Origin of the sequence: Streptomyces sp. NBC_00704 (assembly GCF_036226605.1) — a bacterium.
In the GTDB taxonomy this organism is placed as follows: domain Bacteria; phylum Actinomycetota; class Actinomycetes; order Streptomycetales; family Streptomycetaceae; genus Streptomyces.
The window spans coordinates 3,628,653-3,654,455 of the sequence record NZ_CP109000.1; the positions used below are offsets into that span (position 1 = coordinate 3,628,653).

Annotated in this window: 18 protein-coding genes; 4 read left to right on the plus strand and 14 right to left on the minus strand. The window is 74.4% G+C overall.

What is annotated here, in order from left to right:
- Window positions 1–68: 68 nt before the first annotated feature.
- Window positions 69–1,430: an alpha/beta fold hydrolase gene (locus OG802_RS15740; protein WP_329411130.1), complete on the minus strand. Its 1,362-nt coding sequence runs from the start codon at window positions 1,428–1,430 to the stop codon at window positions 69–71.
- Between the two features lie 69 nt (window positions 1,431–1,499).
- On the opposite strand from OG802_RS15740, the gene OG802_RS15745 reads away from it, so the two are divergent.
- Together OG802_RS15745 and OG802_RS15750 are read left to right on the plus strand one after the other, a co-directional pair.
- Complete coding sequence (locus tag OG802_RS15745; protein ID WP_329411131.1) at window positions 1,500–2,117, plus strand: TetR/AcrR family transcriptional regulator; 618 nt, start codon at window positions 1,500–1,502, stop codon at window positions 2,115–2,117.
- Window positions 2,118–2,757: 640 nt separating this feature from the next.
- Entirely contained in the window at window positions 2,758–3,801 is a 1,044-nt protein-coding gene (locus OG802_RS15750) for an isopenicillin N synthase family dioxygenase (protein WP_329411132.1), read from the plus strand.
- A 13-nt stretch (window positions 3,802–3,814) separates the two neighbouring features.
- Here OG802_RS15750 and OG802_RS15755 read toward each other — a convergent pair whose 3' ends face one another.
- Window positions 3,815–4,915, minus strand: a complete 1,101-nt coding sequence (locus tag OG802_RS15755) for a citrate synthase 2 (RefSeq protein WP_256919091.1) — start codon at window positions 4,913–4,915, stop codon at window positions 3,815–3,817.
- 276 nt (window positions 4,916–5,191) lie between these two features.
- On the opposite strand from OG802_RS15755, the gene pdxH reads away from it, so the two are divergent.
- On the plus strand, window positions 5,192–5,890 hold the full coding sequence (gene pdxH / locus OG802_RS15760; RefSeq protein ID WP_329417096.1) for a pyridoxamine 5'-phosphate oxidase: 699 nt from the start codon (window positions 5,192–5,194) through the stop codon (window positions 5,888–5,890).
- Window positions 5,891–6,000: 110 nt separating this feature from the next.
- Here pdxH and OG802_RS15765 read toward each other — a convergent pair whose 3' ends face one another.
- The 10 genes from OG802_RS15765 to OG802_RS15810 form a co-directional block, all read right to left on the minus strand.
- On the minus strand, window positions 6,001–6,621 hold the full coding sequence (locus OG802_RS15765) for a TetR/AcrR family transcriptional regulator (protein ID WP_329411133.1): 621 nt from the start codon (window positions 6,619–6,621) through the stop codon (window positions 6,001–6,003).
- Window positions 6,609–7,358 carry an enoyl-CoA hydratase family protein gene (locus tag OG802_RS15770; RefSeq protein WP_329411135.1) on the minus strand — a complete coding sequence of 250 codons (750 nt, stop codon included), beginning with the start codon at window positions 7,356–7,358 and terminating at the stop codon, window positions 6,609–6,611. Before OG802_RS15770 ends, OG802_RS15765 begins: the two co-directional genes overlap by 13 nt.
- Window positions 7,355–8,923, minus strand: coding sequence for a 4-coumarate--CoA ligase family protein (locus tag OG802_RS15775; RefSeq protein ID WP_329411136.1), 1,569 nt, complete (start codon window positions 8,921–8,923; stop codon window positions 7,355–7,357). The genes OG802_RS15770 and OG802_RS15775 overlap by 4 nt, the downstream gene beginning before the upstream one ends.
- 155 nt (window positions 8,924–9,078) lie before the next feature.
- Entirely contained in the window at window positions 9,079–10,227 is a 1,149-nt protein-coding gene (locus OG802_RS15780; RefSeq protein WP_329411137.1) for an acyl-CoA dehydrogenase family protein, read from the minus strand.
- Between the two features lie 83 nt (window positions 10,228–10,310).
- Entirely contained in the window at window positions 10,311–12,167 is a 1,857-nt protein-coding gene (locus OG802_RS15785; protein WP_329411138.1) for an ATP-binding protein, read from the minus strand.
- 5 nt (window positions 12,168–12,172) lie between these two features.
- Complete coding sequence (locus OG802_RS15790) at window positions 12,173–13,771, minus strand: acyl-CoA carboxylase subunit beta (RefSeq protein ID WP_329411139.1); 1,599 nt, start codon at window positions 13,769–13,771, stop codon at window positions 12,173–12,175.
- Window positions 13,768–15,513 (minus strand): acyclic terpene utilization AtuA family protein, encoded by a 1,746-nt coding sequence (locus OG802_RS15795; protein ID WP_329411141.1) that lies wholly within the window; start codon window positions 15,511–15,513, stop codon window positions 13,768–13,770. Before OG802_RS15795 ends, OG802_RS15790 begins: the two co-directional genes overlap by 4 nt.
- A complete protein-coding gene (locus OG802_RS15800) occupies window positions 15,510–16,382 on the minus strand; it encodes a TIGR03084 family metal-binding protein (protein ID WP_329411143.1) in 873 nt (290 codons plus the stop codon). Before OG802_RS15800 ends, OG802_RS15795 begins: the two co-directional genes overlap by 4 nt.
- Window positions 16,383–16,533: 151 nt before the next feature.
- Window positions 16,534–17,544 (minus strand): EamA family transporter, encoded by a 1,011-nt coding sequence (locus OG802_RS15805; protein ID WP_329411144.1) that lies wholly within the window; start codon window positions 17,542–17,544, stop codon window positions 16,534–16,536.
- Window positions 17,545–17,726: 182 nt separating this feature from the next.
- Window positions 17,727–20,684 (minus strand): FAD-binding and (Fe-S)-binding domain-containing protein, encoded by a 2,958-nt coding sequence (locus OG802_RS15810; protein ID WP_329411145.1) that lies wholly within the window; start codon window positions 20,682–20,684, stop codon window positions 17,727–17,729.
- A 544-nt stretch (window positions 20,685–21,228) separates the two neighbouring features.
- Here OG802_RS15810 and serC point away from each other — a divergent pair.
- Complete coding sequence (serC, locus tag OG802_RS15815) at window positions 21,229–22,347, plus strand: phosphoserine transaminase (RefSeq protein WP_329411146.1); 1,119 nt, start codon at window positions 21,229–21,231, stop codon at window positions 22,345–22,347.
- Window positions 22,348–22,431: 84 nt separating this feature from the next.
- Here the strand turns inward: serC and OG802_RS15820 are convergent, their stop codons facing one another.
- Window positions 22,432–24,036 carry an alpha/beta hydrolase gene (locus OG802_RS15820; protein ID WP_329411147.1) on the minus strand — a complete coding sequence of 535 codons (1,605 nt, stop codon included), beginning with the start codon at window positions 24,034–24,036 and terminating at the stop codon, window positions 22,432–22,434.
- Window positions 24,037–24,229: 193 nt separating this feature from the next.
- On the minus strand, window positions 24,230–25,777 hold the full coding sequence (locus tag OG802_RS15825) for a cellulase family glycosylhydrolase (protein WP_329411149.1): 1,548 nt from the start codon (window positions 25,775–25,777) through the stop codon (window positions 24,230–24,232).
- Between the last annotated feature and the right edge of the window lie 26 nt (window positions 25,778–25,803).

Genomic DNA, 25,803 nt, shown 5'->3' on the forward strand with positions numbered 1-25,803 from the left:
CCCGCGCGCGGGACGACGGCCCGCGCGCGTGGGCGCGATGCGGGACGTGCCGGGTGGCGCCGCTCGAGTCACTCGTGGGCGCGCAGGAAGGCGGGGATCCCGTCGCGGGTCGGGTGGTTCGGCAGGGGGGCCGGCTCGTCCCGGAGGAACGCGGTGACGACCGCTGCGGCCCGGGCGTCGTTGTCGTCCAGGCCGTTCCACATGTGGTGCCCGACGCCGGGCATGTACTGCGTGCGCCGGACGGCGGGGTCGTTCGCGAGGACCGCGGTCGCCCACTGGCGGACCTGGGAGGAGCACTCGGCGATCATCAGCATCGCGGGGGTCCGGGACAGCCTCAGCCGCGCGGCTATGGAGGGCGAGTCCTTGACCGTCTGCTGGACGCGGAGGCTGGCGGCCGGGCTGAAGGAGAAGGTGCGCGCGGTGTCCTCGGCGGGGATGCGGTGCGCGTCGCGCGCGCAGTAGGCCGACGCGGTGTCGCCGCCGAGGTCCGCCGCGGTGAAGGCGTTGTCTCCCTCGGCCTGTCCGATCAGCGCGGTGCCGGGGGTGAGCAGGCCGAGCCGCATGAGGCCGAACGCCACGGCGTACCGGGGGACGCGGGTCGAGCGCGGTCCGGCCGGGGCGGGTGCGAGGCCGCGCGCGGACGCCCGGCCTCTGTGCCCGTCGATCCGGGCGGTGGGGCCGTCCATGGGGCCGGGCTCGGCGACGATCGCCCGGTGCAGGCGGGCGGCGACGCCGGGGTCGGCCAGGGCCCGGGTCAGCACGACTGCGCCCGAGGAGAACCCGAGGACGTCGGCCCTGCCCCTGCCCAGGCGGTCGAGGAAGGCGGCGAGGTCACGGACCGACCGGGAGATCGTGTACTGGTCCATGGGGAGGAGGTCGCTGCGTCCGCCGCCGGCCTGTTCGTAGGCGTAGACGTCATGGCCCTGGCGTGCCAGGAGCCGCAGGAACCGGTGGTCCTGCACCGAGATGCCGCGAACGGGTCCGCCGTTGAGGTACACGAGCGGGACGGGACGCCGGGAGCCGCTGTCCGCCGGCGGGTAGTGGTACACCGCGACCCGGCTGCCCGTGGCCAGGCTCCAGTGCTGGGTGGACACGAAGGGCAGGGCGGGCGGGGGACGCCGGGTCGTCGGCGCGGTCGGGACGCAGACCGTCGCCGTCAGCGCCGCCGCGACGATCACCGGCAGGAACGGCGTGAGCCGCGACCACCGGGAGCGGCGCCGGCCTCGCCACAGCGCGAGGACGGTCCCGGCGCCGAGGGCCGCCGCCCACGCCGCGAGCCCCGCACCCGCCCCGTCCGTGAGGGCGATCAGCGCGAGGAAGACGACGACCAGCGCCAGGACGACGGCGAGGGCGCGCAGTAAGTGTCCGGCGATGCGGACGAGGCGGACGAGGCGGGCGAGGCGGGCGAGGCGTGGGGCGGACGTGGGCACGGCGAACCTCCGGCAAGTTTCAGAACAGTGTTTCAAAACGACGTTACCAAAGAAGGTAGGCTGCCGTTCGTGGGCAGGCCCAGAACGAACGACGATGCGGTCCGAGAACGGCTCGTGGAGTGCGCGACCGAGATGCTCGCCACCCGTCCGCGCCAGTCGGTGACGGTGCGCGCCGTGGCCGCGGCCGCCGAGGCGTCGACGACGGCGGTGTACTCCCTGTTCGGAGGCAAGGAGGGGCTGATCGGCGCGGTGCGCGACAGGGCCGTGGCCGGGCTGTTCCAGGACCTGTCGGCGGTGCGGACCTCCGCGGACCCGCTCGCCGACCTCCGCGCGCTGGGGGTCGCCTACCGCCGTTGGGGCCGCGGACACAGCCACCTCTACACGGTGCTGTTCGGCGGCGTGCAGTCCTTCGACCCGTCGGGCGAGGTCGGCTCCGGCGACCCGGTCCGCCCGCTCCTCGCCGCGATCGACCGCGCCCTGGCGGCGGACGTCCTCACCGGCGACGCCACCGCGATCGCCCTGTCGGTCTGGGCGACCCTGCACGGGCTCGTGACCCTCGAACTGTCCGGGGCGCTCGACACCGCCACGGCCGAGGCCGCGTTCGGCACGTCCCTCGACGCCACGCTGCGCGGATGGACGACCGCCGAGGTCTTCCGTGGTCCGCGCCGGACCGGCCCCGCCCGCTGAGACCGCCGCCGCGGACCGCGGACCAGACCCCGGCACGGTTCTGTGGGAAAAAACAGTTGATTGCCGGGGGGACGCTTCTTAGGGTTCCAGTACACGCGAAAGGAGGTGATCCGGTAGATGTGTGATTCCCGGACTCGTGAGGTGGCTGCGGGCTAGCGGCTCGCCACCACACTCTGTGCGGTGCCGGACCAGCGCGTGAGACACGCGTGCAGCCGGCCCAAACCCAGCAGTCACCCGACCCGCGAGTCGCCGGTAAGTCCGGCCGGCCCTCCTCACCGAGGACCAGACTCGCGGGTCGTCTGCATCTCCGGCCCGTCCCGGCACGGCTCCGCCCCCGGCGCCCGGCCCTCGCCGCTGCGTTCCTTCGCGCCGCTTCCGCAGGTTTTGCGGTGCGTGACGCGCGCCACGTACGGATCTTTCGTCAGGCAGTACCCTGGGCGCATGCTTTCGCTCGTCCGACGACGCCACGTGGACTACGTCCGCGTCACGAGCATGGGCTGTCGACGCTCCGTCTGAGCCTCCGGCCCCCCTCGCGGTTCACCCCGCCCGCGTTCCCGCGCTCCCTCCCTCCGCCCACCTGGCACCCGTGCGCCGTCCCACCCGACGCCGGCCGCGGGCCCCGTACACCCACGGACGCACCATGACGAACGTGACACCCCTCGCGACGACCCCGGCCCCGGCCTACCGGCAGTTGCCGATCATCGACCTCTCGGCAGCCGACCGCGGTCCCCAGGCCCGTGCGCTGCTGCACGCCCAGCTGCACGCCGCCGCGCACGACGTGGGCTTCTTCCAGCTCGTCGGGCACGGGGTCGGCGAGCGGGAGACGCAAGCGCTGACGTCCGCCATGCGGGCCTTCTTCGCGCTGCCCGAGGACCGCAGGCTCGCCCTCGACAACGTGAACTCGCCCCACTTCCGCGGCTACACCCGCACCGGCGACGAGCGCACCGGCGGGCGGCAGGACTGGCGCGACCAGCTCGACATAGGGGCCGAGCGGCCGGCGAGGCGGCCGGGCCCGGACGAACCCGCCTACTGGTGGCTCCAGGGGCCCAACCAGTGGCCCGCCGAGCTGCCCGAGCTGCGCACGGCGGCGCTCGCCTGGATCGACCGGCTCGGCGGCGTCGCCGAGAAGCTGCTGCACGAACTGCTCGCCTCGATCGGCGCGCCGGCCGGCTTCTACGACCCGGTGTTCGGGGAGCGGGCGCATCCGCATCTGAAGCTCGTGCGGTATCCGGGCAGCGCGGGGGACGGCTCCGGCCAGGGGGTCGGGGCCCACAAGGACTACGGGTTCCTGACGCTGCTGCTCCAGGACGAGGTGGGCGGCCTCCAGGTGCAGCGCGAGGACGGCGCGTTCCACGACGTCCCGCCGCTGCCGGGCGCGTTCGTGGTCAACCTCGGCGAACTGCTGGAGGTGGCGACCGACGGGTACCTGGTCGCCACCAACCACCGGGTGGTGTCACCGCCGAGCGCCGTCGAGCGGTTCTCCGTGCCGTTCTTCTACAACCCGCGGCTGGACGCGCGCGTGGAGCGGCTGCCGTTCCCGCACGCCTCGGCCGCGCCCGGGGTGACCGATGACCCGGCCAACCCGCTCTTCGCCGAGTACGGCTTCAACGAGCTGAAGGGCAAGCTGCGCGCCCATCCGCTGGTGGCCGAGCGCCATCACGCGGGGCTGCTCAGCCCCGCGTGACGGGCCGCCCGGTTCAGTCGGCGATGTCGTCGTAGCCCTCGATGTCGCGCGGGTCGCGGGAGCCGGGGCCGGTGTAGCGGGCGGACGGGCGGACCAGGCGGCCGGTGCGCTTCTGCTCCAGGATGTGCGCCGACCAGCCGGCCGTGCGGGCGCAGGTGAACATCGAGGTGAACATGTGGGCGGGGACCTCGGCGAAGTCCAGCACGATGGCCGCCCAGAACTCGACGTTCGTCGCGAGGACCCGGTCGGGGCGGCGGGCGTGGAGTTCGGCGAGGGCGGCCTTCTCCAGGGCCTCGGCGACCTCGAAGCGGGGCGCGCCGAGTTCGCGGGCGGTGCGGCGCAGCACGCGCGCGCGGGGGTCCTCGGCGCGGTAGACGCGGTGGCCGAAGCCCATGAGGCGTTCGCCCTTGTCGAGGGCCTGGCGGACGTAGGCGTCCGCGTCGCCGGTGCGCTCGATCTCCTCGATCATGCCGAGGACGCGGGAGGGGGCGCCGCCGTGCAGGGGGCCCGACATGGCGCCCACGGCGCCGGAGAGGGCGGCGGCGACGTCCGCGCCGGTGGAGGCGATGACGCGGGCGGTGAACGTGGAGGCGTTCATGCCGTGCTCGGCGGCGGACGTCCAGTAGGCGTCGACGGCCTTGACGTGCTTGGGGTCGGGCTCGCCGCGCCAGCGGATCATGAAACGTTCGACGACGGAGCGCGCCTTGTCGATCTCCCGCTGCGGGACCATCGGGGTGCCCTGGCCGCGCGCGGACTGGGCGACGTAGGAGAGGGCCATGACGGCGGCGCGGGCGAGGTCGGCGCGGGCCTGCTCGGCATCGATGTCGAGGAGGGGTTTGAGGCCCCAGACAGGCGCGAGCATGGCGAGCGCGGACTGGACGTCGACGCGGATGTCGCCGGAGTGGACGGGGATCGGGAAGGGCTCGGCGGGCGGCAGGCCGGGGTTGAAGGCGCCGTCGACGAGCAGGCCCCAGACGTTGCCGAAGGAGACGTGGCCGACCAGGTCCTCGATGTCGACGCCCCGGTACCGCAGGGCGCCGCCCTCCTTGTCGGGTTCGGCGATCTCCGTCTCGAACGCGACGACTCCTTCGAGTCCGGGTACGAAGTCGGACATCGGGCGGCTCCTCGTGATGTGTGCGACGGGACGGGCGGGCGGTCGGCGGCGGGTGCGGAACGGGCGGCGCCGGCGGTTCCGCGGTCCTCGGAAGGGCTCGCGGTCCTGGGCGGTCGTCCCGGTCGTCCCACTGATGCCCCGTGGGGCGGGCGGTCACCCACCACCCGACCGGTCCGGCATCAGCACCATATCCCCGAGTGCCACCTTTGGGGAGAGTCGCGGCACTCAGTGCCACCCATGGCTGCGTCGCAGGAGGCCGATCCGTGCCGGCGGGGCATGCGGCAAGATGGCCGGGTGACCGACGCAGACGCCGTCTCCTCCGGATCCTTCCCCGACCCCGCCGCCATGCGCAAGCAGTACCGGGCCGAGGGGCTCTCCGAGGCGCACCTGGCCGCCACGCCCGTGGAGCAGTTCAGCCGCTGGTTCAAGGACGCGGCCGTCGAGGCGCACCTCTTCGAGCCGAACGCCATGGTGGTCGCCACCGCGGACGCCGAGGGACGGCCGGGCTCGCGCACCGTGCTGCTGAAGCACTTCGACGAGCAGGGCTTCGTCTTCTACACGAACTACGACTCCCGCAAGGCTCGCGACCTCGCCGAGAACCCGTACGTCTCGTTGCTCTTCCCGTGGCATCCGATGGCCCGGCAGGTCATCGTGCGGGGCGTGGCCCGGCGCACCGGACGCGACGAGACGGCCGCCTACTTCCGCACCCGGCCGCACGGCTCGCAGCTCGGCGCGTGGGCCAGCGCCCAGTCGTCGGTGATCGCCACGCGGGCCGACCTCGACGCCTCGTACGCCGAGCTGGAGGCCCGCTATCCCGAGGGCGAGCAGGTGCCGGTGCCGCCGCACTGGGGCGGGTTCCGGGTGGCGCCGCAGTCGGTGGAGTTCTGGCAGGGCCGGCTGAACCGGCTGCACGACCGGCTCCAGTACGTCGCCCGGCCCGACGGGAGCTGGCGGGTGGAGCGGCTCAGCCCCTGAGCGGCCGCCCGCCCGGCCGAGCCGCTCCTCCCGCGCGACGGCTCGACGGCTCGACGGCGCGACGGCTCGACGGCTCGACGGCTCGACGGCTCGACGGCTCGACGGCAGCGTCAGCGCAGCTTCTCGCTCAGCAGGTCGGCCCACTGGGCCACCACGCGTGCGCGGCGGGCGCGGTCATCGGTGAGGAGGTTGGCGAGGCCGAGGCCGCGGGCCATGTCGAGCAGGCCCTGCACGCTCTCGCGGACGCCGGGCACGGACTCGTCGGCCCCCAGCAGCTCCACGGCGATGCGGTGGGTCTCACGGCCGACGCGGGCCTCCAGCTCCGTCACCCGGGGGCGCAGCTGCTCCTCGTCGGAGGCGGCGACCCACAGGTGCAGGGCGGCGCGGAACAGGGGGCCGGTGTACAGGTCCACCAGGGCGGCGACGACCGCCCTCCGGTCGTCCGCCGCGCCGCCGCGCGCGCCCTGCGGGAACAGGGCGCGCAGGGCGCGGGAGCGTTCCTCGGCGACGTACTCGACGGCCGCCGTGAACAGGTCCTCGCGGGTGGGGAAGTGGTGCTGGGCCGCGCCGCGGGAGACGCCGGCGCGTTCGGCGACGACGGTGACCGTGGAGCCCGCCCAGCCGTGTTCGGCGAGAGCGGCCACGGCGGCTTCCAGGAGGCGCTGGCGGGTGGCGCGGCTGCGGTCCTGCTTGGGAAAGCGGTCGCGGTCGGCAGCGCTCACAGCACCCATGCGGGATCCCGTCGTTCGAGGAAGGCCGTCATCCCCTCGCGGGCCTGCGCGGTGGAGAACAGCCGGGCCGAGAGCGCGGTGAGGTCGGCGGCGTCCCGGTCGAATGTCTCCAGCACCCTAGCCGTGAGCAGCCGCTTCGTCTCGGCCAGCCCCTGGGGGGCGGATCTGCGCAGACCGTCCAGGACGGGGGCGAGGACGGCGTCGACGTCGTCGCCGTGGCCGGTGAGCAGGCCGATGCGGGCGGCCTCGGCGGCGTCGAAGCGCTCGCCGGTGAGGCAGTAGCGGGCGAGGGCGCGCGGGTCGGTGCGCGGGAGCAGCGGCAGCGAGATCACGGCCGGCGCGACCCCGATGCGGACCTCGGTGAAGGCGAACGTGGACCCGGTGGCGGCGGCCGTGACGTCGCAGGCGGCCAGCAGCCCGAGGCCGCCCGCGCGGACGTGTCCGGTGACGCGGGCGACGACCGGCACGGGCAGTTCCACGATCTGCCGCAGCAGGGCCACGAAGGCGTCCGGGTCGGGCGGGTCGCGCAGGTCGGCGCCCGCGCAGAAGGCGCCGCCGGTGTGGGTGAGGACGACGGCGCGCACCCCGGAGTCCTCGGCGCACGCGGCGAGCGACGCGGCGAGCCGCCCGACGAGCGCCGAGGACAGGGCGTTGCGGGTGGCGGGCGAGTCGAGGCTGAGGGTGTGGACGCCCCGGTCGCGGGACTGTCCGACCGGGGCGGTCGGCGCGGGTGTCATGGGCGCTCCCGCAGGAGGCGGCGCAGGATCTTGCCGGACGCGGCGCGCGGCACCTCGTCGACGAAGGTGACGTCGCGGACGCGTTTGTAGGGGGCGACCCGTTCGGCGACGAACATGGCGACCTCTCCTTCGGTCAGGGCCGGTGCGGTGGGGCGGCGGACCACGTGGGCGTGCGGGACCTCGTTGCCGTCGTCGTCGTAGACGCCGACGACGGCCGCGTCCGCTATGCCGGGGTGGGTGAGCAGCAAGGCCTCCAGTTCGGCCGGGGCGACCTGGAAGCCCTTGTACTTGATCAGCTCCTTGACGCGGTCGACGACGAACAGCCAGCCGTCGGCGTCGACGCGTCCGACGTCGCCGGTGTGCAGCCAGCCGTCGGCGTCGATCATGTCGGCGGTGGCGTCGGGGCGGCCGAGGTAGCCCTTCATGACCTGGGGGCCGCGGATCAGGATCTCGCCCGCCTCGCCGGCGTCGAGGTCGCGGGCGGGGTCGTCGAGGGCGACGATCCTCATCTCGGTGCCGGCGATGAGTCTGCCGACGGTGCCGGCGGGGGCCTCGCGCAGGGCGTCCAGGGGGACGACGTGGGTGCCGGGGGACAGTTCCGTCATGCCGTAGGCCTGGCCGACGGGCGGCAGGCCCAGGCGTTTCCCGCAGGCCTCGGCGAGGGCGGCGTCCAGGGGCGCGGCCGCGCTGACGACGTAGCGCAGGGACGACAGGTCGTAGCCGTCGACGGCCGGGTGCCTGGCGAGGGCGAGGACGATCGGCGGGGCCACGTACAGGGCGGTGATGCGGTGGGTCTGGACGGCCGCGAGGAACGTCTCCAGGTCGAAGCGGGGCAGCACGACGACGGTGGCTCCGTGCCGCAGCGGCGCGTTCATCAGGGCGGTCAGGCCGTAGATGTGGAAGAAGGGCAGCACGGCGAGGATGCGGTCGCCGGGCCCCGCGGAGATCGCCGACCTGAGCTGGTCGAGGTTGGTGGCGATCTGGCGGTGGGTGAGCATGACGCCCTTGGGGGCGCCGGTGGTGCCGGAGGAGTAGGGCAGGACCGCCACGTCCCGCACGGGGTCGATGTCCACCTGGGGCTCGGGGGCGTCCGAGGCGAGCATGTCGATCAGCGAGCGGTGTCCGGGAGCGGTGTCGCAGACGAGGATCTCCTCGACGCCGCCCGCGAGGGCGGCGGCCCGGCGGGCGGCGTCCAGGAGCGGGGAGACGGTGACGATCCAGCGGGCGGCGCTGTCGCCGAGCTGCCTGGCGAACTCCTCGGCGGTGGCGAGCGGGTGCACGGTGGTGACCGTGGCGCCCGCGCGCGTGGCCGCGTAGAAGGCGAGGGGGAAGGCGACGGTGTTGGGGCTGTGCAGGGCCAGCACGTCGCCCTTGCGGACCCCGGCCTCGGCGAGGGCGGCGGCGACCCTGCGGTGGAAGCGGTCGACCTGGTCGTAGGTGAGGACGGTGCCGTCCGTGCCGTCGACGAGCGCGGGGAGTTCGCCGAACTCGGCGGCACGGCCCAGCACGGCGTCGTGGATGGGCAGGTCGACGGGCGGAACGTCTGCGTACGGACTGCGGAACACGGTTCCTCCTGGCACGGCGGTGTGCGGCCGAGGGCCTGTCGTTCGGATCAGCGTGCAGGGCACGGGCGGCACTTGTCGATGCCGGTGAAAGCGGGGCCGGCGCGTGCCGGGCCCCGCGTCCGCGCCGTGCCGCGACGACCGGTCCTCGTACGGTCCTAGTACGACTTGGGCAGGCCCAGGGTCTGGTGGGAGACGTAGTTGAGGATCATCTCGCGGCTCACCGGGGCGATACGGGCCACGCGGGAGGCCGTTATCAGCCGGGCGAGCCCGAACTCGCGGGTGAGGCCGTTGCCGCCGAGGGTGTGCACGGCCTGGTCGACCGCCCGCACACAGGCCTCCCCGGCCGCGTACTTGGCCATGTTGGCGGCCTCGCCCGCGCCGACGTCGTCGCCCGCGTCGTAGAGGTGCGCCGCCTTCTGCATCATCAGCCGGGCCAGTTCGAGTTCGATGTGGGCCTGCGCGAGGGGGTGGGCGATCGCCTGGTGGGCGCCGATCGGGGCGTCCCAGACGGTGCGTTCGCGCGCGTAGGCGACGGCTCGGGCGAGGGCGTGGCGCCCCATGCCGATCGCGAAGGCGGCCGTCATGACGCGCTCGGGGTTGAGGCCGACGAACAGTTGCAGCAGGCCCGCGTCCTCTCCGCCGCCCCCGCCCACGAGCGCGTCGGCGGGGAGCCGGACGTCGTCCAGGACCAGCTCGAACTGCCGCTCCACGCTGTCGAGTTCCATGTCGATGGCGCGACGGGTGAAGCCGGGGGTGTCGCGCCCGACGATGAACAGGCAGGGCTTGAGGCGGCCCGTGCGGGCGTCCTCGGTGCGGCCGACGATCAGGGTGGCGTCGGCGATGTCGACGCCGGACACGAACACCTTGCGGCCGGTGAGCAGCCAGTCGCCGCTCGCGCCGTCACGGCGGGCGGTGGTGGTGATGCGGTGGCTGTTGGAGCCCGCGTCGGGCTCGGTGATGCCGAACGCCATGAGACGGCTGCCGTCGGCCATCGCGGGCAGCCACTCCCGCTTCTGGGCCTCGGTGCCGAAGCGGGCGATGACCGTGCCGCAGATCGCCGGGGACACGATCATCATCAGCAGCGGGTTCCCCGCCGCGCCCAGTTCCTCGCAGATCAGGGAGAGTTCGGCGATGCCGCCGCCCCCGCCGCCGTACTCCTGCGGGAGGTTGACGCCGATGTAGCCGAGCTTGGCGGCCTCCCGCCACAGGGCGCCGTGATCGCCGTCCTGGGCGCGGCTCCTCGCGAACGCCGACACCGCCGCTCGCAGTGCCTTGTGCTCGTCGGAATCGATGAGAGTGGTCACGGTGGCTCCTTCGTCTGCCGACTCGTCGTGGCTGGTCGCGCTCACGCGGCGGATCCGCGCGTCGTGCGGTCCCGCTGTCGTCGTCAGCCGCTCTCCACCACTGCCAGGAGCGTGCCGACCTCCACCTGCTGCCCTTGCCTCACGTGCAGCGCCGTCACCGTGCCCTGCGCCGGAGCCGCGATGACGTGCTGCATCTTCATCGCTTCGAGCCACAGCAGCGGTTCACCGGCCCGCACACCCGATCCGGTGACGAGACCGTCCGCGAGCTTGACGACCGTGCCCGGCATCGGGGCCAGCAGGGAGCCCGGCGCGTGCTGGGCCTGCGGGTCGGGGAAGCGGGGCAGCACGGTCAGGGCGTCGGCGCCGACGTGGACGCGGTCGCCGTAGCGGGCGACCTCGAAGCGGCGCCGTACCCCGTCGATCTCCAGGACGACCAGTGCGGCGTCGGCCGACACCACCTGGACGCCCTCGGCGGCGAGGCCCGTGCGGGTGTGGCGGTAGCGGACCTCGCGCTCCTCGCCCGCGACCGCGTACCGCTTGGTCTGCGGCCCGGACGGCAGGTTGCGCCAGCCGCCGACGCCCCGGCGCGCGGCGGTCTCCGCCGCCTCGGCCAGGGCGGCCGCGAGCGGGGCGTACGGGTCGGGGGCGGGCTCGGTCAGTTCGGCGAGGTGGCGGTCGTAGAAGCCGGTGTCCATGCGGGCCGAGGCGAACTCCTCGTGGCGCAGGGAGCGGACCAGGAGGTCGCGGTTGGTGACCGGACCGTGGATCGCCGCCCGTTCCAGTGCGCCCGCCAGCCGGCGGACCGCCTCCGCGCGCGTGGGGGCGTGGGCCACCGCCTTGGCGAGCATCGGGTCGTAGTGGACGCCGATCTCGTCGCCGTCCGCGTACCCGGTGTCCAGGCGCACGCCGTCGGAGACCGCCAGGCGGTGCAGGACGCCGGTCTGCGGCGTCCAGTCGGCCGCCGGGTCCTCGGCGTAGAGGCGGGCCTCGACCGCGTGCCCGCGCGCGGGCGGCGGCTCGGCGGGCAGGGCCGCGCCCTCGGCGATCCTGAGCTGCTCGGCCACCAGGTCGAGGCCGAAGACCGCCTCGGTGACGGGGTGTTCGACCTGGAGGCGGGTGTTCATCTCCAGGAAGTGCGCCCGGCCGTCGGCGACGAGGAACTCGACGGTGCCCGCGCCCACGTAGTCCACGGCGCGGGCGGCGCGCACGGCCAGCGTGCGCAGCCGCTCGGCGACCCCGTCGGGCAGTCCGGGGGCGGGCGCCTCCTCGACGACCTTCTGGTGGCGCCGCTGGAGGGAGCAGTCGCGGGTGCCCAGCGCCCACACCGTGCCGTGCGTGTCGGCGAGGATCTGCACCTCGACGTGGCGGCCGTTCTCGACGTACGGCTCGACGAACACCTCGCCGTCGCCGAAGGCGCTCTCGGCCTCGGCGCGGGCGGCCTCCAGCGCGGCCCCCAGCTCCTCCAGCCGACGCACGACGCGCATCCCGCGCCCGCCGCCGCCCGCGGCCGCCTTCACCAGCACCGGCAGGTCGGCCCCGGTCACCTCGTCCGGGGACAGGGGCGCGAGGCCCATGAGCCGCTTGGCGCGGGTCTTGGACGCCATCGCCTCGATCGCCTCGGGCGGCGGCCCGATCCAGACCAGGCCCGCAGCCAGGACGGCCCGCGCGAAGCCGGCGTTCTCGGAGAGGAAGCCGTAGCCGGGGTGCACGGCGTCCGCGCCCGCCGCGACGGCCGCCTTCACCACGAGGTCGGCGCGCAGGTAGGTGTCGGCGGGCGAGGCGCCGGGCAGCCGCACGGCGGTGTCGGCCACCCGCGTGTGGAGGGCGCCGGCGTCGGCGTCCGAGTGGACGGCGACGGTGCGGATGCCCGCCTCGCGGCAGGTGCGGAAGACGCGGCAGGCGATCTCGCCGCGGTTGGCCACCAGAACGGAAGTAATCACGGGCCTCACATCCGGAAGACGCCGAAGCCGCCGCGGGCGCCCTCGTACGGAGCCGTGTGGACGGCCGACAGGCACAGGCCGAGCACGGTGCGGGTGTCGCGGGGGTCGATGACGCCGTCGTCGTAGAGCCGGCCCGAGAGGAACATGGACAGCGACTCGGACTCGATCTGCTGCTCCACCATGGCGCGCAGGGCCGCGTCGGCGTCCTCGTCGTAGGGGCGGCCCTTCGCGGTCGCCGACTGCCGGGCGACGATGGACAGGACCCCGGCGAGCTGCTGCGGGCCCATCACGGCCGACTTGGCGCTCGGCCACGCGAACAGGAACCGGGGGTCGTAGGCGCGCCCGCACATGCCGTAGTGGCCGGCCCCGTACGACGCGCCCATGAGCAGGGACAGGTGCGGGACCTTCGAGTTGGCGACCGCGTTGATCATCATCGCGCCGTGCTTGATGATGCCGCCCTGCTCGTACTCCTTGCCGACCATGTAGCCGGTGGTGTTGTGCAGGAAGAGCAGCGGGATGTCGCGCTGGTTGGCGAGCTGGACGAACTGGGCGGCCTTCTGCGACTCCTGGCTGAACAGCACGCCCCGCGCGTTGGCCAGGATGCCGACCGGATAGCCGTGCAGCGCGGCCCAGCCGGTGACCAGGCTCGTCCCGTACAGGGGCTTGAACTCGTCGAAGTCGGAGCCGTCGACGATCCGGGCGATCACCTCGCGCGGGTCGAAGGGGGTGCGCAGGTCTCCGGGGACGATGCCCAGGAGCTCTTCCTCGTCGTACTCGGGAGGGACGGCCGGGCCGGGGTCCCGGTACGCCTTGCGGTGGTTGAGGCGGGCCACCACGCGCCGGGCCTGGCGCAGCGCGTCGTGCTCGTCGACGGCGAAGTGGTCGGCGAGGCCGGACACGCGCGCGTGCATCTCCGCGCCGCCCAGCGACTCGTCGTCGCTCTCCTCGCCGGTGGCCATCTTCACGAGCGGCGGGCCGCCGAGGAACACCTTCGCCCGCTCCTTGACCATGATCACGTGGTCGGACATGCCGGGGATGTAGGCGCCCCCGGCGGTGGAGTTGCCGAAGACGACGGCGACGGTCGGGATCCCCGCGGCGGAGAGCCGGGTCAGGTCGCGGAAGACGGCCCCGCCCGGGATGAAGATCTCCTTCTGCGAGGGCAGGTCGGCCCCGCCGGACTCCACCAGGCTGACGCAGGGCAGCCGGTTGGCGAGCGCGATGTCGTCGGCCCGCAGGGCCTTCTTCAGCGACCAGGGGTTGCTGGCGCCGCCCCGCACGGTCGGGTCGTTGGCGGTGATCAGGCACTCGACGCCCTCGACGACGCCGATGCCGGTGACGAGGGACGCGCCCACGGTGTACTCGCTGCCCCAGGCGGCCAGCGGCGACAGCTCCAGGAACGGCGTGTCGGGGTCGAGGAGCAGTTCGACGCGCTCACGGGCGAGGAGCTTGCCGCGGGCGCGGTGCCGGGCGACGTACTTCTCCCCGCCCCCCGCGAGCGCCTTCGCGTGCTCGGCGTCGAGGTCGGCCAGCCTGGCCAGCATGGCCTCGCGGTTCGCGCGGTAGTCGGGGCCGTGGATGTCCAGGGCCGACGTGATGACCGTCAAAGCAGAGCCTCCGGGATGTCCAGGCGGCGGGAGCGCAGCCATTCGCCGAGCGCCTTGGCCTGCGGGTCGAAGCGGTGCTGCGAGGCCACGCCCGCGCCGAGGAGTCCCTCGACGACGAAGTTCAGGGCGCGCAGGCGGGGCAGGGAGTGCCGGGTGACGGCCAGGTCGCGGCTCTCGGGCACCAGCTCCCGGAACCGCTCGGCCGTCAGTTCGTGGACCAGCCAGCGCCAGGCCTCGTCGGTGCGGACCCACACGCCCACGTTGGCGTCCGGGCCCTTGTCGCCGCTGCGGGCGCCGGCGACCAGACCGAGGGGCGCGCGCCGCACCGGCCCCGGCGGCAGCGGCTCCGGCGGGTCCGCCTCCGCGACCGGTTCGAGGACGCGCGCGGCGGCGGACGGCGGGGGCGGGACCGGGACGCGCCGGCCGTCGTCGAGGACGGCGACGTGCCCGACGTCCTCCTGCGGGACGTACGCGGCCTCGAACACCCCGTAAGGGGAGCCCTTCCCGGGCGGGGCGAGCACATGGAAGCCGGGATAGCTGGCGAGGGCCAGCTCGATCGCCGCCCCGCTCAGCGCCCGTCCCACGAGCGCCTGGTCGGGGTCCCGGACGACGAGCCGCAGCAGCGCGCTCGCCGTCTCCTGTGTGTCGGCGTCCGGCCGGTCGGTGCGCACCAGCTCCCAACGGATCTGCGACGGGCGGGACGTGGCGAACGCGTCCGCCATCTGCTCGCGCACCAAAGCCGCCTTGGCCTCGATGTCGAGCCCGGTGAGGACGAAGACGACCTCGTTGCGGAAGCCGCCGAGGCGGGTGCGGCCGACCTTGAGGGTGGGGGGCGGGGCCTCGCCGCGCACGCCGTCGACGCGCACCCGGTCGGGGCCGTCCTGCGCGAGCCGCACGGTGTCCAGGCGGGCGGTGACGTCGGGCCCGGCGTAGCGGGCGCCCGCGGTCTCGTACAGCAGCTGCGCGGTCACGGTGCCGACGTCCACGAAGCCGCCCGTGCCGGGGTGCTTGGTGATGACGCAGCTGCCGTCCTCGTGGATCTCGGCGAGCGGGAACCCCGGCCGCCGCAGGTCGCGGCCGCCTCCGCCGCCGCCACCTCCTCGGGCCCCTGTGTGGGCGTGGCCGTCGGCGGCGGCGTCGGCGGCGAAGAAGGCGTAGTTGCCGCCGGTGGCCTGCGTCCCGCACTCCAGGACGTGTCCGGCGACGACGGCGCCCGCGAGCCGGTCGTACTGCGTGGCGTCCCAGCCGAAGTGGGCGGCGGCGGGTCCGGTCACGAGGGCCGCGTCGGTGACCCGCCCGGCGACCACCACGTCCGCGCCCTCCCGCAGACAGGCGGCGATGCCGAACCCGCCCAGGTAGGCGTGGGCGGTGAGGCTGCCGGGGTAGCGGGCGCCCAGGTCGTCGCCCTCGACGTGCGCGACGCGCACGGGGACGCCGAGCCGGTCCGCCAGCCGCCGCACGGCGTCGGCGAGCCCGGCGGGGTTGAGCCCGCCCGCGTTGGCGACGATGCGCACGCCCCGCTCGTGGGCGAGGCCGAGGCACTCCTCCAGCTGGCGCAGAAACGTGCGGGCGTACCCGGCGGCGGGGTCCTTCAGCCGGTCGCGCCCGAGGATGAGCATCGTCAGCTCGGCGAGGTAGTCGCCGGTGAGGACGTCGAGTTCGCCGCCGGTGAGCATCTCGCGCAGGGCGTCGAAGCGGTCGCCGTAGAAGCCGGAGGCGTTGCCGACGCGCAGCACGCTCACGACCGCGCCCCCCTCGGCCCCCGCGGCTCCGCGGACCCTTCCGCGCCCTTCGCGGACCCTTCCGTGTGCTTCGCGGGCCCTTCCGTGCCCTTCGGGGGGCGGCCACCGCCGGGCGGACCGGCGAAGGCCTGGGCGACGTCCAGCCAGCGGTCGGCGTCGGGGCCCTCGGCCCGCAGGGCGAGGTCGGCGCGGTGGGCGCGCTGGGTCACCAGGAGGCAGAAGTCGAGGGCGGGGCCGGTGACGCGGTCGGTGGCGTCCTCGGGGCCGTAGGTCCACGACTCGCCTGAGGGGGCGCGCAGTTCGACGCGGAACTCCTCGAACGGCTTGGGCAGGCCGTGCACGCCGAAGGCGAAGTCGCGGGTGCGCACGCCGAGGCGGACGATGTGCCGGAGCCGGTCCGTGGGCGCGACGACCACGCCCAGCGCGTCCGCGACGTCCAGGCCGTGCGCCCAGGTCTCCATGAGGCGGGCGGTGGCCATCGAGGCGGCGGCCATCGGCGGGCCGTACCAGGGGAAACGCGCTCCGGCGGGGGCCGCCCGCAGGGCCTCGTCCAGGGCCCGCCGTCCGGCCCGCCAGTCGGCGAGCAGCCGCGCGGGCGGCTTCGCCGCGCCCTCCTCGGCGCCGTTGTCGACGAAGTCCCCGGGCGCGGACAGCGCCTTCTCGACCTCGCGGGCGAAGGCGTCCTGGTCGGTCACGGCCAGCACGGAGGAGTGGTCCGTCCAGGCGAGGTGCGCGATCTGGTGGGCGACGGTCCAGCCGGGGGCGGGCGTGGGGAGTCTCCACTGCTCGGCTTCCAACTCGGCCACGAGCCGGTCGAGTTCGTCGCTTTCCGCACGGAGGTCGTCGAGCACGGGGGTCGGGTCGGCCATGGGGTGGAGCATGGCAGCGCCCCGAGAAACAAGCAAGCATGCTTGCATTGATTTGTGGGACGGGGAGGCGGGGTCATGCGACTCCCGGCGCCCGCGTGCCTCCTTGCACCCGCCCGCACACGCGGGCCTCCGTCGCGCCCCCGGAAGCCCCTCACGCCTCCGGCGTGGCCGTCTTCGGTCTGCCGGTCCGGGTGCGGACCGCGCCCATGCTGGCCGCGACGACCAGGGCGACGGCGGCGGCCTGGACGGCGCTCAGGGCCTGGTCGAGGACCAGGAAGCCCGCGGTGGCGGCGAGGGCCGGTTCCAGGCTCATCATGACCGCGAACGTGGAGGCCGGCAGGCGGCGCAGGGCGAGGAGTTCGAGGGTGTAGGGCAGCACCGAGGAGAGCACGGCCACCCCCGCGCCCAGGCCGAGCGTCACGGGGTCGGCCAGTTTCGCGCCCGACTCCGCGAGGCCCAGGGGCAGGAAGAGCAGCGCGCCGACCGCCATCGCCAGGGCCAGCCCGTCGGCCTGCGGGAAGCGGCGGCCGGTGCGGGCGCTGAACACGATGTACGCGGCCCACATCACGCCGGCGCCCAGCGCGAACGCGACGCCCGCCGGGTCGAGGGCGCCCAGGCCCCCGCCGGCGCCGCCCGCGCCGCTGAGGAGGACGACGCCCGCGAGCGCCAGCGCGGCCCAGACCAGGTTCAGCGCACGGCGCGAGGCCACGACCGACAGGGTGAGCGGGCCGAGCACCTCCAGGGTGACCGCCACGCCCAGCGGGATGCGGTCGAGCGCCTGGTAGAACAGGCCGTTCATCGCGGACATGGCGACGCCGAAGGCGACGACCGTGCCCCAGTCGGCGCGGGAGTGGCCGCGCAGCCGGGGCCGGCAGACGACCAGGAGCACGACCGCGGCCACCAGCAGCCGCAGCGCGACGACTCCCAGTGCGCCCGCCCTCGGCATCAGGGTCACCGCCAGCGCGCCGCCGAACTGCACCGAGACCCCACCGGCGAGCACCAGCCCGACAGGGCCGAGAGAGCCGAACCGGCCGCCGTGGGCCGGGCCGCCGCCCGTCCCCGCGTCGGGCCGGGGCTGCGGGGGGACGACGGGGGCGGTGGCCGCTGCTGCGTCGGGGGTGGTCACGGGCGGTCCAGGTGTTCGACTCGGTTCGTTCAGCATGATGTACTGCCGAGTCCACGGTAATGGACTCGGTCAGGGGTGTGAACCCCTTTTGCCTCTGTCTCAGGCTACGAGACGTCCCCTGTCCACGAGAGATCCCGAGACGTCGTGTGACGTCCCGCGACGCCCCGTGACGCCCCGCTACGTGCCGTGACGTTTCCGCGCGGGGAGGGCGGGGGCGGCTACGTGTGCGTGGAGGCGCGCCCGTCGTCCAGCGCCGCCGCCAGGATCTCCGCGAGATGGCGTCCCCGCACTCCGGCGAGCTGCTCCAGCTGGGTCCGGCAGGAGAATCCGTCGGCCAGGACCGCCGCCCCCTCCGGGGCGTCCCGCACGGCCGGGAGGAGCTGTTCCTCCGCGCACGCCGCCGACACCTCGTAGTGCCCTCTCGCGAAGCCGAAGTCGCCGGCCAGACCGCAGCACCCGCCGCTGAGGTCGCCGGTGAGCCCGGCGGCCTCGCGCAGCCGCCGCTCGGCGGCGTCGCCCAGGACCGCGTGCTGGTGGCAGTGGGTCTGGCCGACCACGGGCCGGTCCAGCCGGGGCGGGATCCAGTCGGGCGCGTGCCGCTCCAGGACCTCCGCGAACGTGAGGACACGGGCGGCGAGCCGGGCCGCGCGCGGGTCGTCGTGCAGCAGCTCCGGCAGGTCGGTGCGCAGGGCCGCCGCGCAGCTCGGCTCCAGGACGACGACCGGGGCCGCCGTCTCCAGCACCGGCTCGATCAGGTCGAGCGTGCGGCGCAGCACCGCGCGCGCGTGGTCGAGCTGGCCGGTGGAGACGTACGTCAGCCCGCAGCAGACCCGGCCGCGGCGGGCCGTGAGCAGCGCCGCCGCGCTCCGCGAGCGCCCGTCGCCCACCGGCCGGCCCCGCATCCGCAGGGCCGGCGGCAGCGTCACCCGCAGTCCCGCCGCCTCCAGCACCCGGACGGCCGCCCGGCCCACGGACGGCGAGAGGTGCTCGGTGAACGTGTCCGGCCACAGCACCACCAGCTCACCGCCCGCGCCGTCCCGCCCCTCCCCCGAGGGCGTGGCGCCGTGGGCGGGGCGGGCCGTGGGGGGCCGGGTGCGCCACCAGGCGGTGAACGTCCGCCGGGCCAGCCGTGGGAGGTCCCGCTCGCCCGCGATCCCGCCCAGCCGCTTGGCGACGGCCGCCAGGGGACGGACCGAGGCGAGCGCGTTGACGAGGGCGGCCGCCCGCAGCCGGCTCGCCCAGCGCAGCCACACCGGCAGCCGGCCCATGCTGTAGTGCGCGGCGGGACGGCGGCGCCCCCGGTAGTGGTGGTGCAGGAACTCCGCCTTGTAGGTGGCCATGTCGACCTCGACCGGGCAGTCGGAGCGGCAGCCCTTGCAGGACAGGCACAGGTCCAGCGCGTCACGGACCTCCGTGGAGCGCCAGCCGTCGGTCACCAGCTCCCCGGCCAGCATCTCGTGCAGCAGCCGGGCCCGCCCGCGCGTGGAGTGCTCCTCCCGGCCCGTCACGCGGAACGACGGGCACATCACCCCCGCCCCGGACGCCGGCGCCGTCGTACGGCACTTGGCGACCCCCACGCACCGCCGCACCGCCGCCGAGAAGTCACCGCCGTCGGACGGGTAGCCGAAGGCCACGTCCACCGGTTCGCGCGGCAGGACCGAGAAGCGCAGGCCGGAGTCGAGGGGCTCGGGGCGCACCAGCATCCCCGGGTTGAGCAGGCCGTCCGGGTCCCAGACGTCCTTCACGCGTTCGAACAGCGCGACCAGGTCCGGCCCGTACATCAGGGGCAGCAGCTCGGCCCTGGCCCGGCCGTCGCCGTGCTCGCCGGACAGCGAACCGCCGTGCGCGACGACCAGCTCCGCCACCTCCCGCGAGAAGCGGCGGAAGCGGCCGACGCCCTCCGGCGTCAGCAGGTCGAAGTCGACGCGGACGTGGATGCAGCCGTCCCCGAAGTGCCCGTAGGGCGCGCCGCGCAGCCCGTGCCGTGCCAGCAGCGCGCGGAACTCGCGCAGGTACGCGCCCAGCCGGGCCGGGGGCACCGCGCAGTCCTCCCAGCCGGGCCAGGCCTCCGCGGGCCCTCCGGCGCCCGGCGGCAGGGACGGGTCCCCGGGGATCCGGGTCGCCGTGCCGCTCGCGTCCTCCCGGATCCGCCACAGCTCCCGTTGCTGCGCCGCGTCCGTCACCACCCGGGCGTCGACGACGTCCGCCGCGCGCACGATCGTCCGCGCACGCGCGTGTGCCTCCCGCGGCGACGCGCCGCCCGCCTCGACGAACAGCCAGGCCCCGCCGCGCGGCAGCCCGCCCGTGCCCGGCGGCACCAGGTCGGCGGCCATGCCCTCCACGGTGAGCGGCCCGAGCGGCAGCAGTGCGGCCGCCGCGTCGGCGGCGGCGCTCTCGTCCGCGTAGCCGAGCACCGCGAGCGCACGCGCGCGTGGCGCCTCGACGAGCCGCACGACGGCCTCCGTCAGCACGCCCAGGGTGCCTTCGCTGCCGCACAGGGAGCGGGCCACGTCCACGCCGTTCTCCGGCAGCAGCGCGTCCAGCGCGTAGCCCGAGATCCGGCGGGGCAGCTCCGGGAAACCGGTCCGCAGCAGGGCGAGTTCGCCCTCCACGAGGGCGCGCAGCCCGTCCGGCGCGCCCGCCCAGCCCCGTCCGGCCCGCAGCCGCCGCCCGCGCGCGGTGACGACGCTCAGCTCGCGCACGCTGTCGGCGGTCGTGCCCCAGGCCACCGAGTGGGAGCCGCAGGAGTTGTTGCCGATCATCCCGCCGAGCGTGCACCGGCCGTGCGTGGACGGGTCGGGCCCGAAGCGCAGCCCGTGCGGCGCGGCCGCCTCCTGGAGCCGGTCCAGCACCAGCCCCGGCTGCACGACCGCCGTGCGCTCCCGCGGGTCGAGCGAGACCAGCCGGTTCATGTGCCGGGTGAAGTCCAGCACCACGCCGGTCCCCGTGGCCTGGCCCGCGAGCGACGTCCCGCCGCCGCGCGCGACGACCGGCGTCCCGCGCTCGCGGCACACCTCCAGGACGGCCGCCACGTCGTCCTCGTCCCGGGGCGCGACGACCCCGAGCGGGACCCGCCGGTAGTTGGACGCGTCCATGGTGGTGAGCGCGCGGGAGGTCACGTCGAAGGCGACCTCGCCCCGGACGGCCTTGCGCAGAGCGGCCTCGAGATCGGTCATGGCTCCAGCAAACCAGGATGCGCGCACACCCACAGCCCGCCGGGACCCGCCCCGGCCGCCCCCGGCGGGCGTTCCCGCGCCGCCCCGCAGCCGTCCGCCGCCGTCCGCCGCCGTCCCGGCGGACGTTCCCCGCCAGCGCCCCGCCACCGCCCCGCAGCCGTCCCGCAGCCGCCCGGCGGACCTTCCCCGCCACCGTCCCACCACCGCCCCGCAGCCGTCCCGGCGGACGTTCCCCGCCACCGCCCCGCCACCGCCCCGCAGCCGCCCCGGCGAACCTTCCCCGCCCCACCGCCCCGCCACCGCCCCGCAGCCGCCCCGGCGGACCTTCCCCGCCACCGCCCCGGCGGACCTTCCCCGCCACCGTCCCGCCACCGCCCCGCCACCGCCCCGGCGGACCTTCCCCGCCACCGTCCCGCCACCGCCCCGCAGCCGCCCCGCCGCCCGTCTCCCGGCCGTTCGCGGCGCCGGCCGTGGGCGACACGGGCCGTCTCACCCGACGGACGAGGTTTCACCCGTGTTTCCCGCACCGGCTAACCTCGCTTCCGTGGCTGAGATCCGGATTCCTGCTGACATCAAGCCCGCCGACGGTCGATTCGGCGCGGGCCCCTCCAAGGTGCGGGTGGAGGCGCTGGACGCCCTGGCCGCCACCGGCACGTCCCTGCTCGGCACCTCCCACCGCCAGGCCCCGGTCAAGAACCTGGTCGGCAAGGTGCGCGAGGGCGTCTCCGAGCTGTTCTCCCTCCCCGAGGGCTACGAGGTCGTCCTCGGCAACGGCGGCTCCACCGCGTTCTGGGACGTCGCGACGCACGGCCTCATCGACAACAGGTCGCAGCACCTCACATTCGGCGAGTTCAGCTCCAAGTTCGCCAAGGCGGCCAAGCTCGCCCCCTGGCTGGGCGAGCCGACGGTGATCTCCTCCGACCCCGGCACGCACCCCGAGCCGGCGGCCGAGGCGGGCGTCGACGTCTACGCGTTCACCCACAACGAGACCTCCACCGGCGTCGCCGCCCCGCTCAAGCGGGTCCAGGGCGCCGACGACGGCGCGCTGGTCCTGGTCGACGCGACCTCCGGCGCCGGCGGCCTCCCGGTCGACATCGCCGAGACGGACGTCTACTACTTCGCCCCGCAGAAGTCCTTCGCCTCCGACGGCGGACTGTGGATCGGCGTGTTCTCCCCGGCCGCGATCGAGCGCGCCGAGCGGATCCACGCGTCCGGCCGACACGTCCCGGAGTTCTTCAGCCTGCCGACGGCGATCGACAACTCCCGCAAGAACCAGACGTACAACACCCCGGCCCTCGCCACCCTGTTCCTGCTGAACCAGCAGCTGGAGTGGATCAACGGCCAGGGCGGCCTCGACTGGTCGGTGCGCCGCACCGCCACCTCCGCGCGCACGCTGTACGGCTGGGCCGAGGACGTCAAGTACGCCAACCCGTTCGTCGCCGACCCGGCCAAGCGCTCCCAGGTCATCGGCACGATCGACTTCACCGACGACGTGGACGCGGCCGCCGTCGCCAAGGTGCTGCGCGCCAACGGCATCGTCGACACCGAGCCCTACCGCAAGCTCGGCCGCAACCAGCTGCGCGTCGCCATGTTCCCGGCGATCGACCCGGCGGACGTCGAGGCGCTCACGAAGTGCGTCGACTACGTGATCGAGAACCTGTAGCGGCCCCCGCGGTCCCCGGCACGACGGCGAAGGGCGCCCGGTTCCCACCGGGCGCCCTTCGTATGTCCGTCCGGAGCCGCGACGTCAGCCGCGGGCGCCGAGCAGGCGGTGCAGGGCGTCGCCCGGCGCCGTGGCGGCCGTCCGGCCGGCGGCCAGGGCGGACGGCGCGGCGGCCGCGTCCGGGACGGGGTCGGCGGTCTTCTTGCAGACCGCGTCGGCCACGCCGCGGCCGCGCGGCACGGTGCCGTCGGTCAGGTACTTCACCAGGTACGCGTCCAGGCAGGCGTTGCCGCCGAGCGTGATGCCGTGGTTGCCGCCGCCGTTCTCGACCACGAGGCTGGAGTGCTTGAGCAGGCGGTGGACGGCGACGCCGCCCTGGTAGGGCGTGGCCGCGTCGTCGGTCGCCTGGAACAGCAGCACCGGCGGGAGCTTGCTGTTGGCGACGTTCACCGGCTTCATCGCCTTGGTGGGCCAGAACGCGCAGGGCGCGTTGTACCAGGCGTTGTTCCACGCCATGAGCGGGGCCTTCTTGTAGACGGCCCAGTTGTCCTTGCGCCACTGGTTCCAGTCGCGCGGCCAGGACACGTCACGGCACTGCACGGCGGTGTAGACGCTGTAGCCGTTGTCGCCGGAGGCGTCGACGGCCGCCATGCCCTCGTACGCCTTGACGAGCGGAGCGGTGTCCTTGTGGTTCACGTACGCGGCGAACGCCTCCGCGAGGGAGGGCCAGTAGCCGTTGTAGTAGCCGCCGGGGATGAAGGTGTCCTCCAGCTCGGAGGCGCCCACCTTGCCGCCGGCCGGGTGCTTGGCGAGCGCGGCGCGCATCGCGTACCACTTGGCCTCGATGCGGGCGGGGTCCTTGCCGAGCTTGTACGTGGCGTCGTACTTGGCGATCCACGCCATCAGCGCCTTCTGCCGGGCGTCGAAGGCGTAGTCCTGCGAGATGTTGGCGTCGTACCAGACCCCGCCGGGGTCGACGATCGAGTCGAGCACCAGTCGGCGCACCCGGTTCGGGAAGAGCTTGGCGTACACCTGGCCCAGGTAGGTGCCGTACGAGTAGCCGAAGTAGTTGATCTTCTGGGCGCCGAGCGCCGTGCGGATCGCGTCCATGTCCTTCACGGCGTTGACCGTGTTGATGTACGGCAGGACGTCCGCGTACTTGGTCCCGCAGGCCTTCGCGAAGGCCTTCGCGCGGGCGAGGTTGGCCTTCTCGATCGCGGCGGTGCGCGGCACCGAGTCCGGGCGGACCGGGTCGAAGTGGCCCGGCTTGCAGTCCAGGGCGGGCTTGCTCTCGCCCACGCCCCGCGGGTCGAAGCCGATGACGTCGTACTGGGACGCGACCGCCTTCGGCAGGGAGGACGCGACGAACGGCGCGAGGGAGAGACCGCTGCCGCCGGGACCGCCGGGGTTGACCAGCAGCGGGCCCTGGTACCTGCTCGCGGTGTGCGGGACGCGGGACAGGGCGAGGGTTATCTTGCGGCCCTGCGGCCTGGCGTAGTCGAGCGGCACCTTGACCGTCGCGCACTGCAACGTCGGGGAGTCCTCCGTGGCGCACGTCTTCCAGGCGACCTTCGAGGCCTGGGCGGCCGGCGCGGACTGCGACGCGGTGGTGGCCTCGGCCGGGACGGCCGTGAGCGTTCCGGCCAGTACGACGGTCGCGCCGCACAGCACGGCTGTGCTTCTTCTCATGAAGTTCCCTCAGATCATGGGGGCATTCGGCCTGACCGCAAGGTTCGCGATCCTCGCGGGATCCTGCCGGAGAAGTACGGCATCGAGAAACCGTTCGCCCGAAAATTTTGAACTCGTTTGCGTCACGGTCCACTTGTGGGGACCGGCTTGCGACCGGGCGCCCGGCGAGCGGTCCGCCGGGCGCCCGGCCCTCTCACGCCGCCGTGCAGCTCACCGTGGGCGCCGTCCCGCCGCCGGGCGTGCCGCCGAAGCCGAAGGTCGTCGAACCGCCCGCCGGGACCGTGCCGTTGTGGGCGGCGTTCACCGCGGTCACGGTGGATCCGCTGCGGGTGTACGAGGCGTTCCACATGGAGGTGATCTGCTGGGAACCGCTCCAGGTCCAGCTCACCTTCCACGAACCGATCGCGGCCGTCCCGGTGTTGGTCACCTTCACCTCGGCGTTGAAGCCGCCGCCCCAGTCGCTGCTGACGGTGTAGGACGCCGTGCAGGCGGCCGCGCCGCCGCCACCACCGCCGCCACCGCCACCGCCGCCGCCGCCCGGGAAGCCCGGCGCCTTGACGCTCGCCAGGTACCCGTCCTTCACGGTGTCGACGCTCTGCCAGTCGTCCTTCAGGATCCCGCCGGTGTCACCGGAGTTGGGGTTCCAGGACCAGAACGTCCAGTGGAAGGAGTCCGCGCCGTACGTCGACGTCGGCCGCAGGTAGCTCACCAGGGCCGCCAGCCACTTCTGGTCCACGGTGGACTGGAGCGTGGTGCCGAACTCGCCCACCCACACCGGGGCGATGTTCTGCTTGAAGATGTAGCCCCAGTACTTGTCCCAGACGCCGGGCATGTTGGCGGGGAACGCCGGGTCGCTGAACCAGCTCTGCTGGGCGACGCTGGTCGCGTAGTCGTGGGCCGAGTACACGACCCGGTTCGCCACGTTCAGCTGCACCGGGTACTGGCCGACGCCCATCAGGTTGCCGCCCCACCAGCCGGAGACGCCGTTGAAGGTCTGCACGCCCTCGACGAAGATCAGCAGGCTCGGGTTGACGGACAGGACCGCGTTGCCCGCGCGCTGCGCGGCGAGCCGCCAGTCCGTCGCCTGGTCCCCGCAGCCCCAGCAGGCCGGGTCGTGCGGCTCGTTGTGCAGGTCGATGCCGACGACGGCGTCCTGGCCGGCGTAACGGGCGGCGAGCGCCTTGAGGTTGGCGATCCAGGTCGACTCGGGGACGGCGGCCGTGTACCAGAGCGCCGACTGCCCGCCGGAGTCCGGCCGGTGCCGGTCGAGGATGACCTTCAGTCCGTCCTGGCCGGCGTACGCGACGAGCTTGTCCAGCACCCCGAGCGAGTCGAGCCCCTGGAGGTCGGCGTTCTTGCCGCCGGAGAAGTCGATGCTGTTGGGGACGGTCCCGGCCTTGAAGACGTCGTCGCTGTACGGGATGCGGAGCGTGTTGTACCCCAGCGACTTCATCTGGTCGATCATGCTCTTGTAGTCGCGCGACCAGAGGCCGTGCACGACGTGGTTGCCGGTCTCGAAGCCGAACCAGTTGATCCCGGCGATCCGGACCGGCTGGCCGGCCGCGTCGAGGATCTGCCGGCCGCTGGTGTGCCAGTAACCGGCGCCGGCCGCGTCGGGCCCGGCCGCGGTGGCTCCGGCCGTGTGGAAGCCGGCCGCGTGGGCCGCCGTCGCGCCGGCGCTCAGGGGTATCAGGAGCGCGGCGGCGACCCCGCACAGCACTCTTCGCAAGCTGCGGAACATCTCGCTGCTTCCTCTCGGGAGGCGCG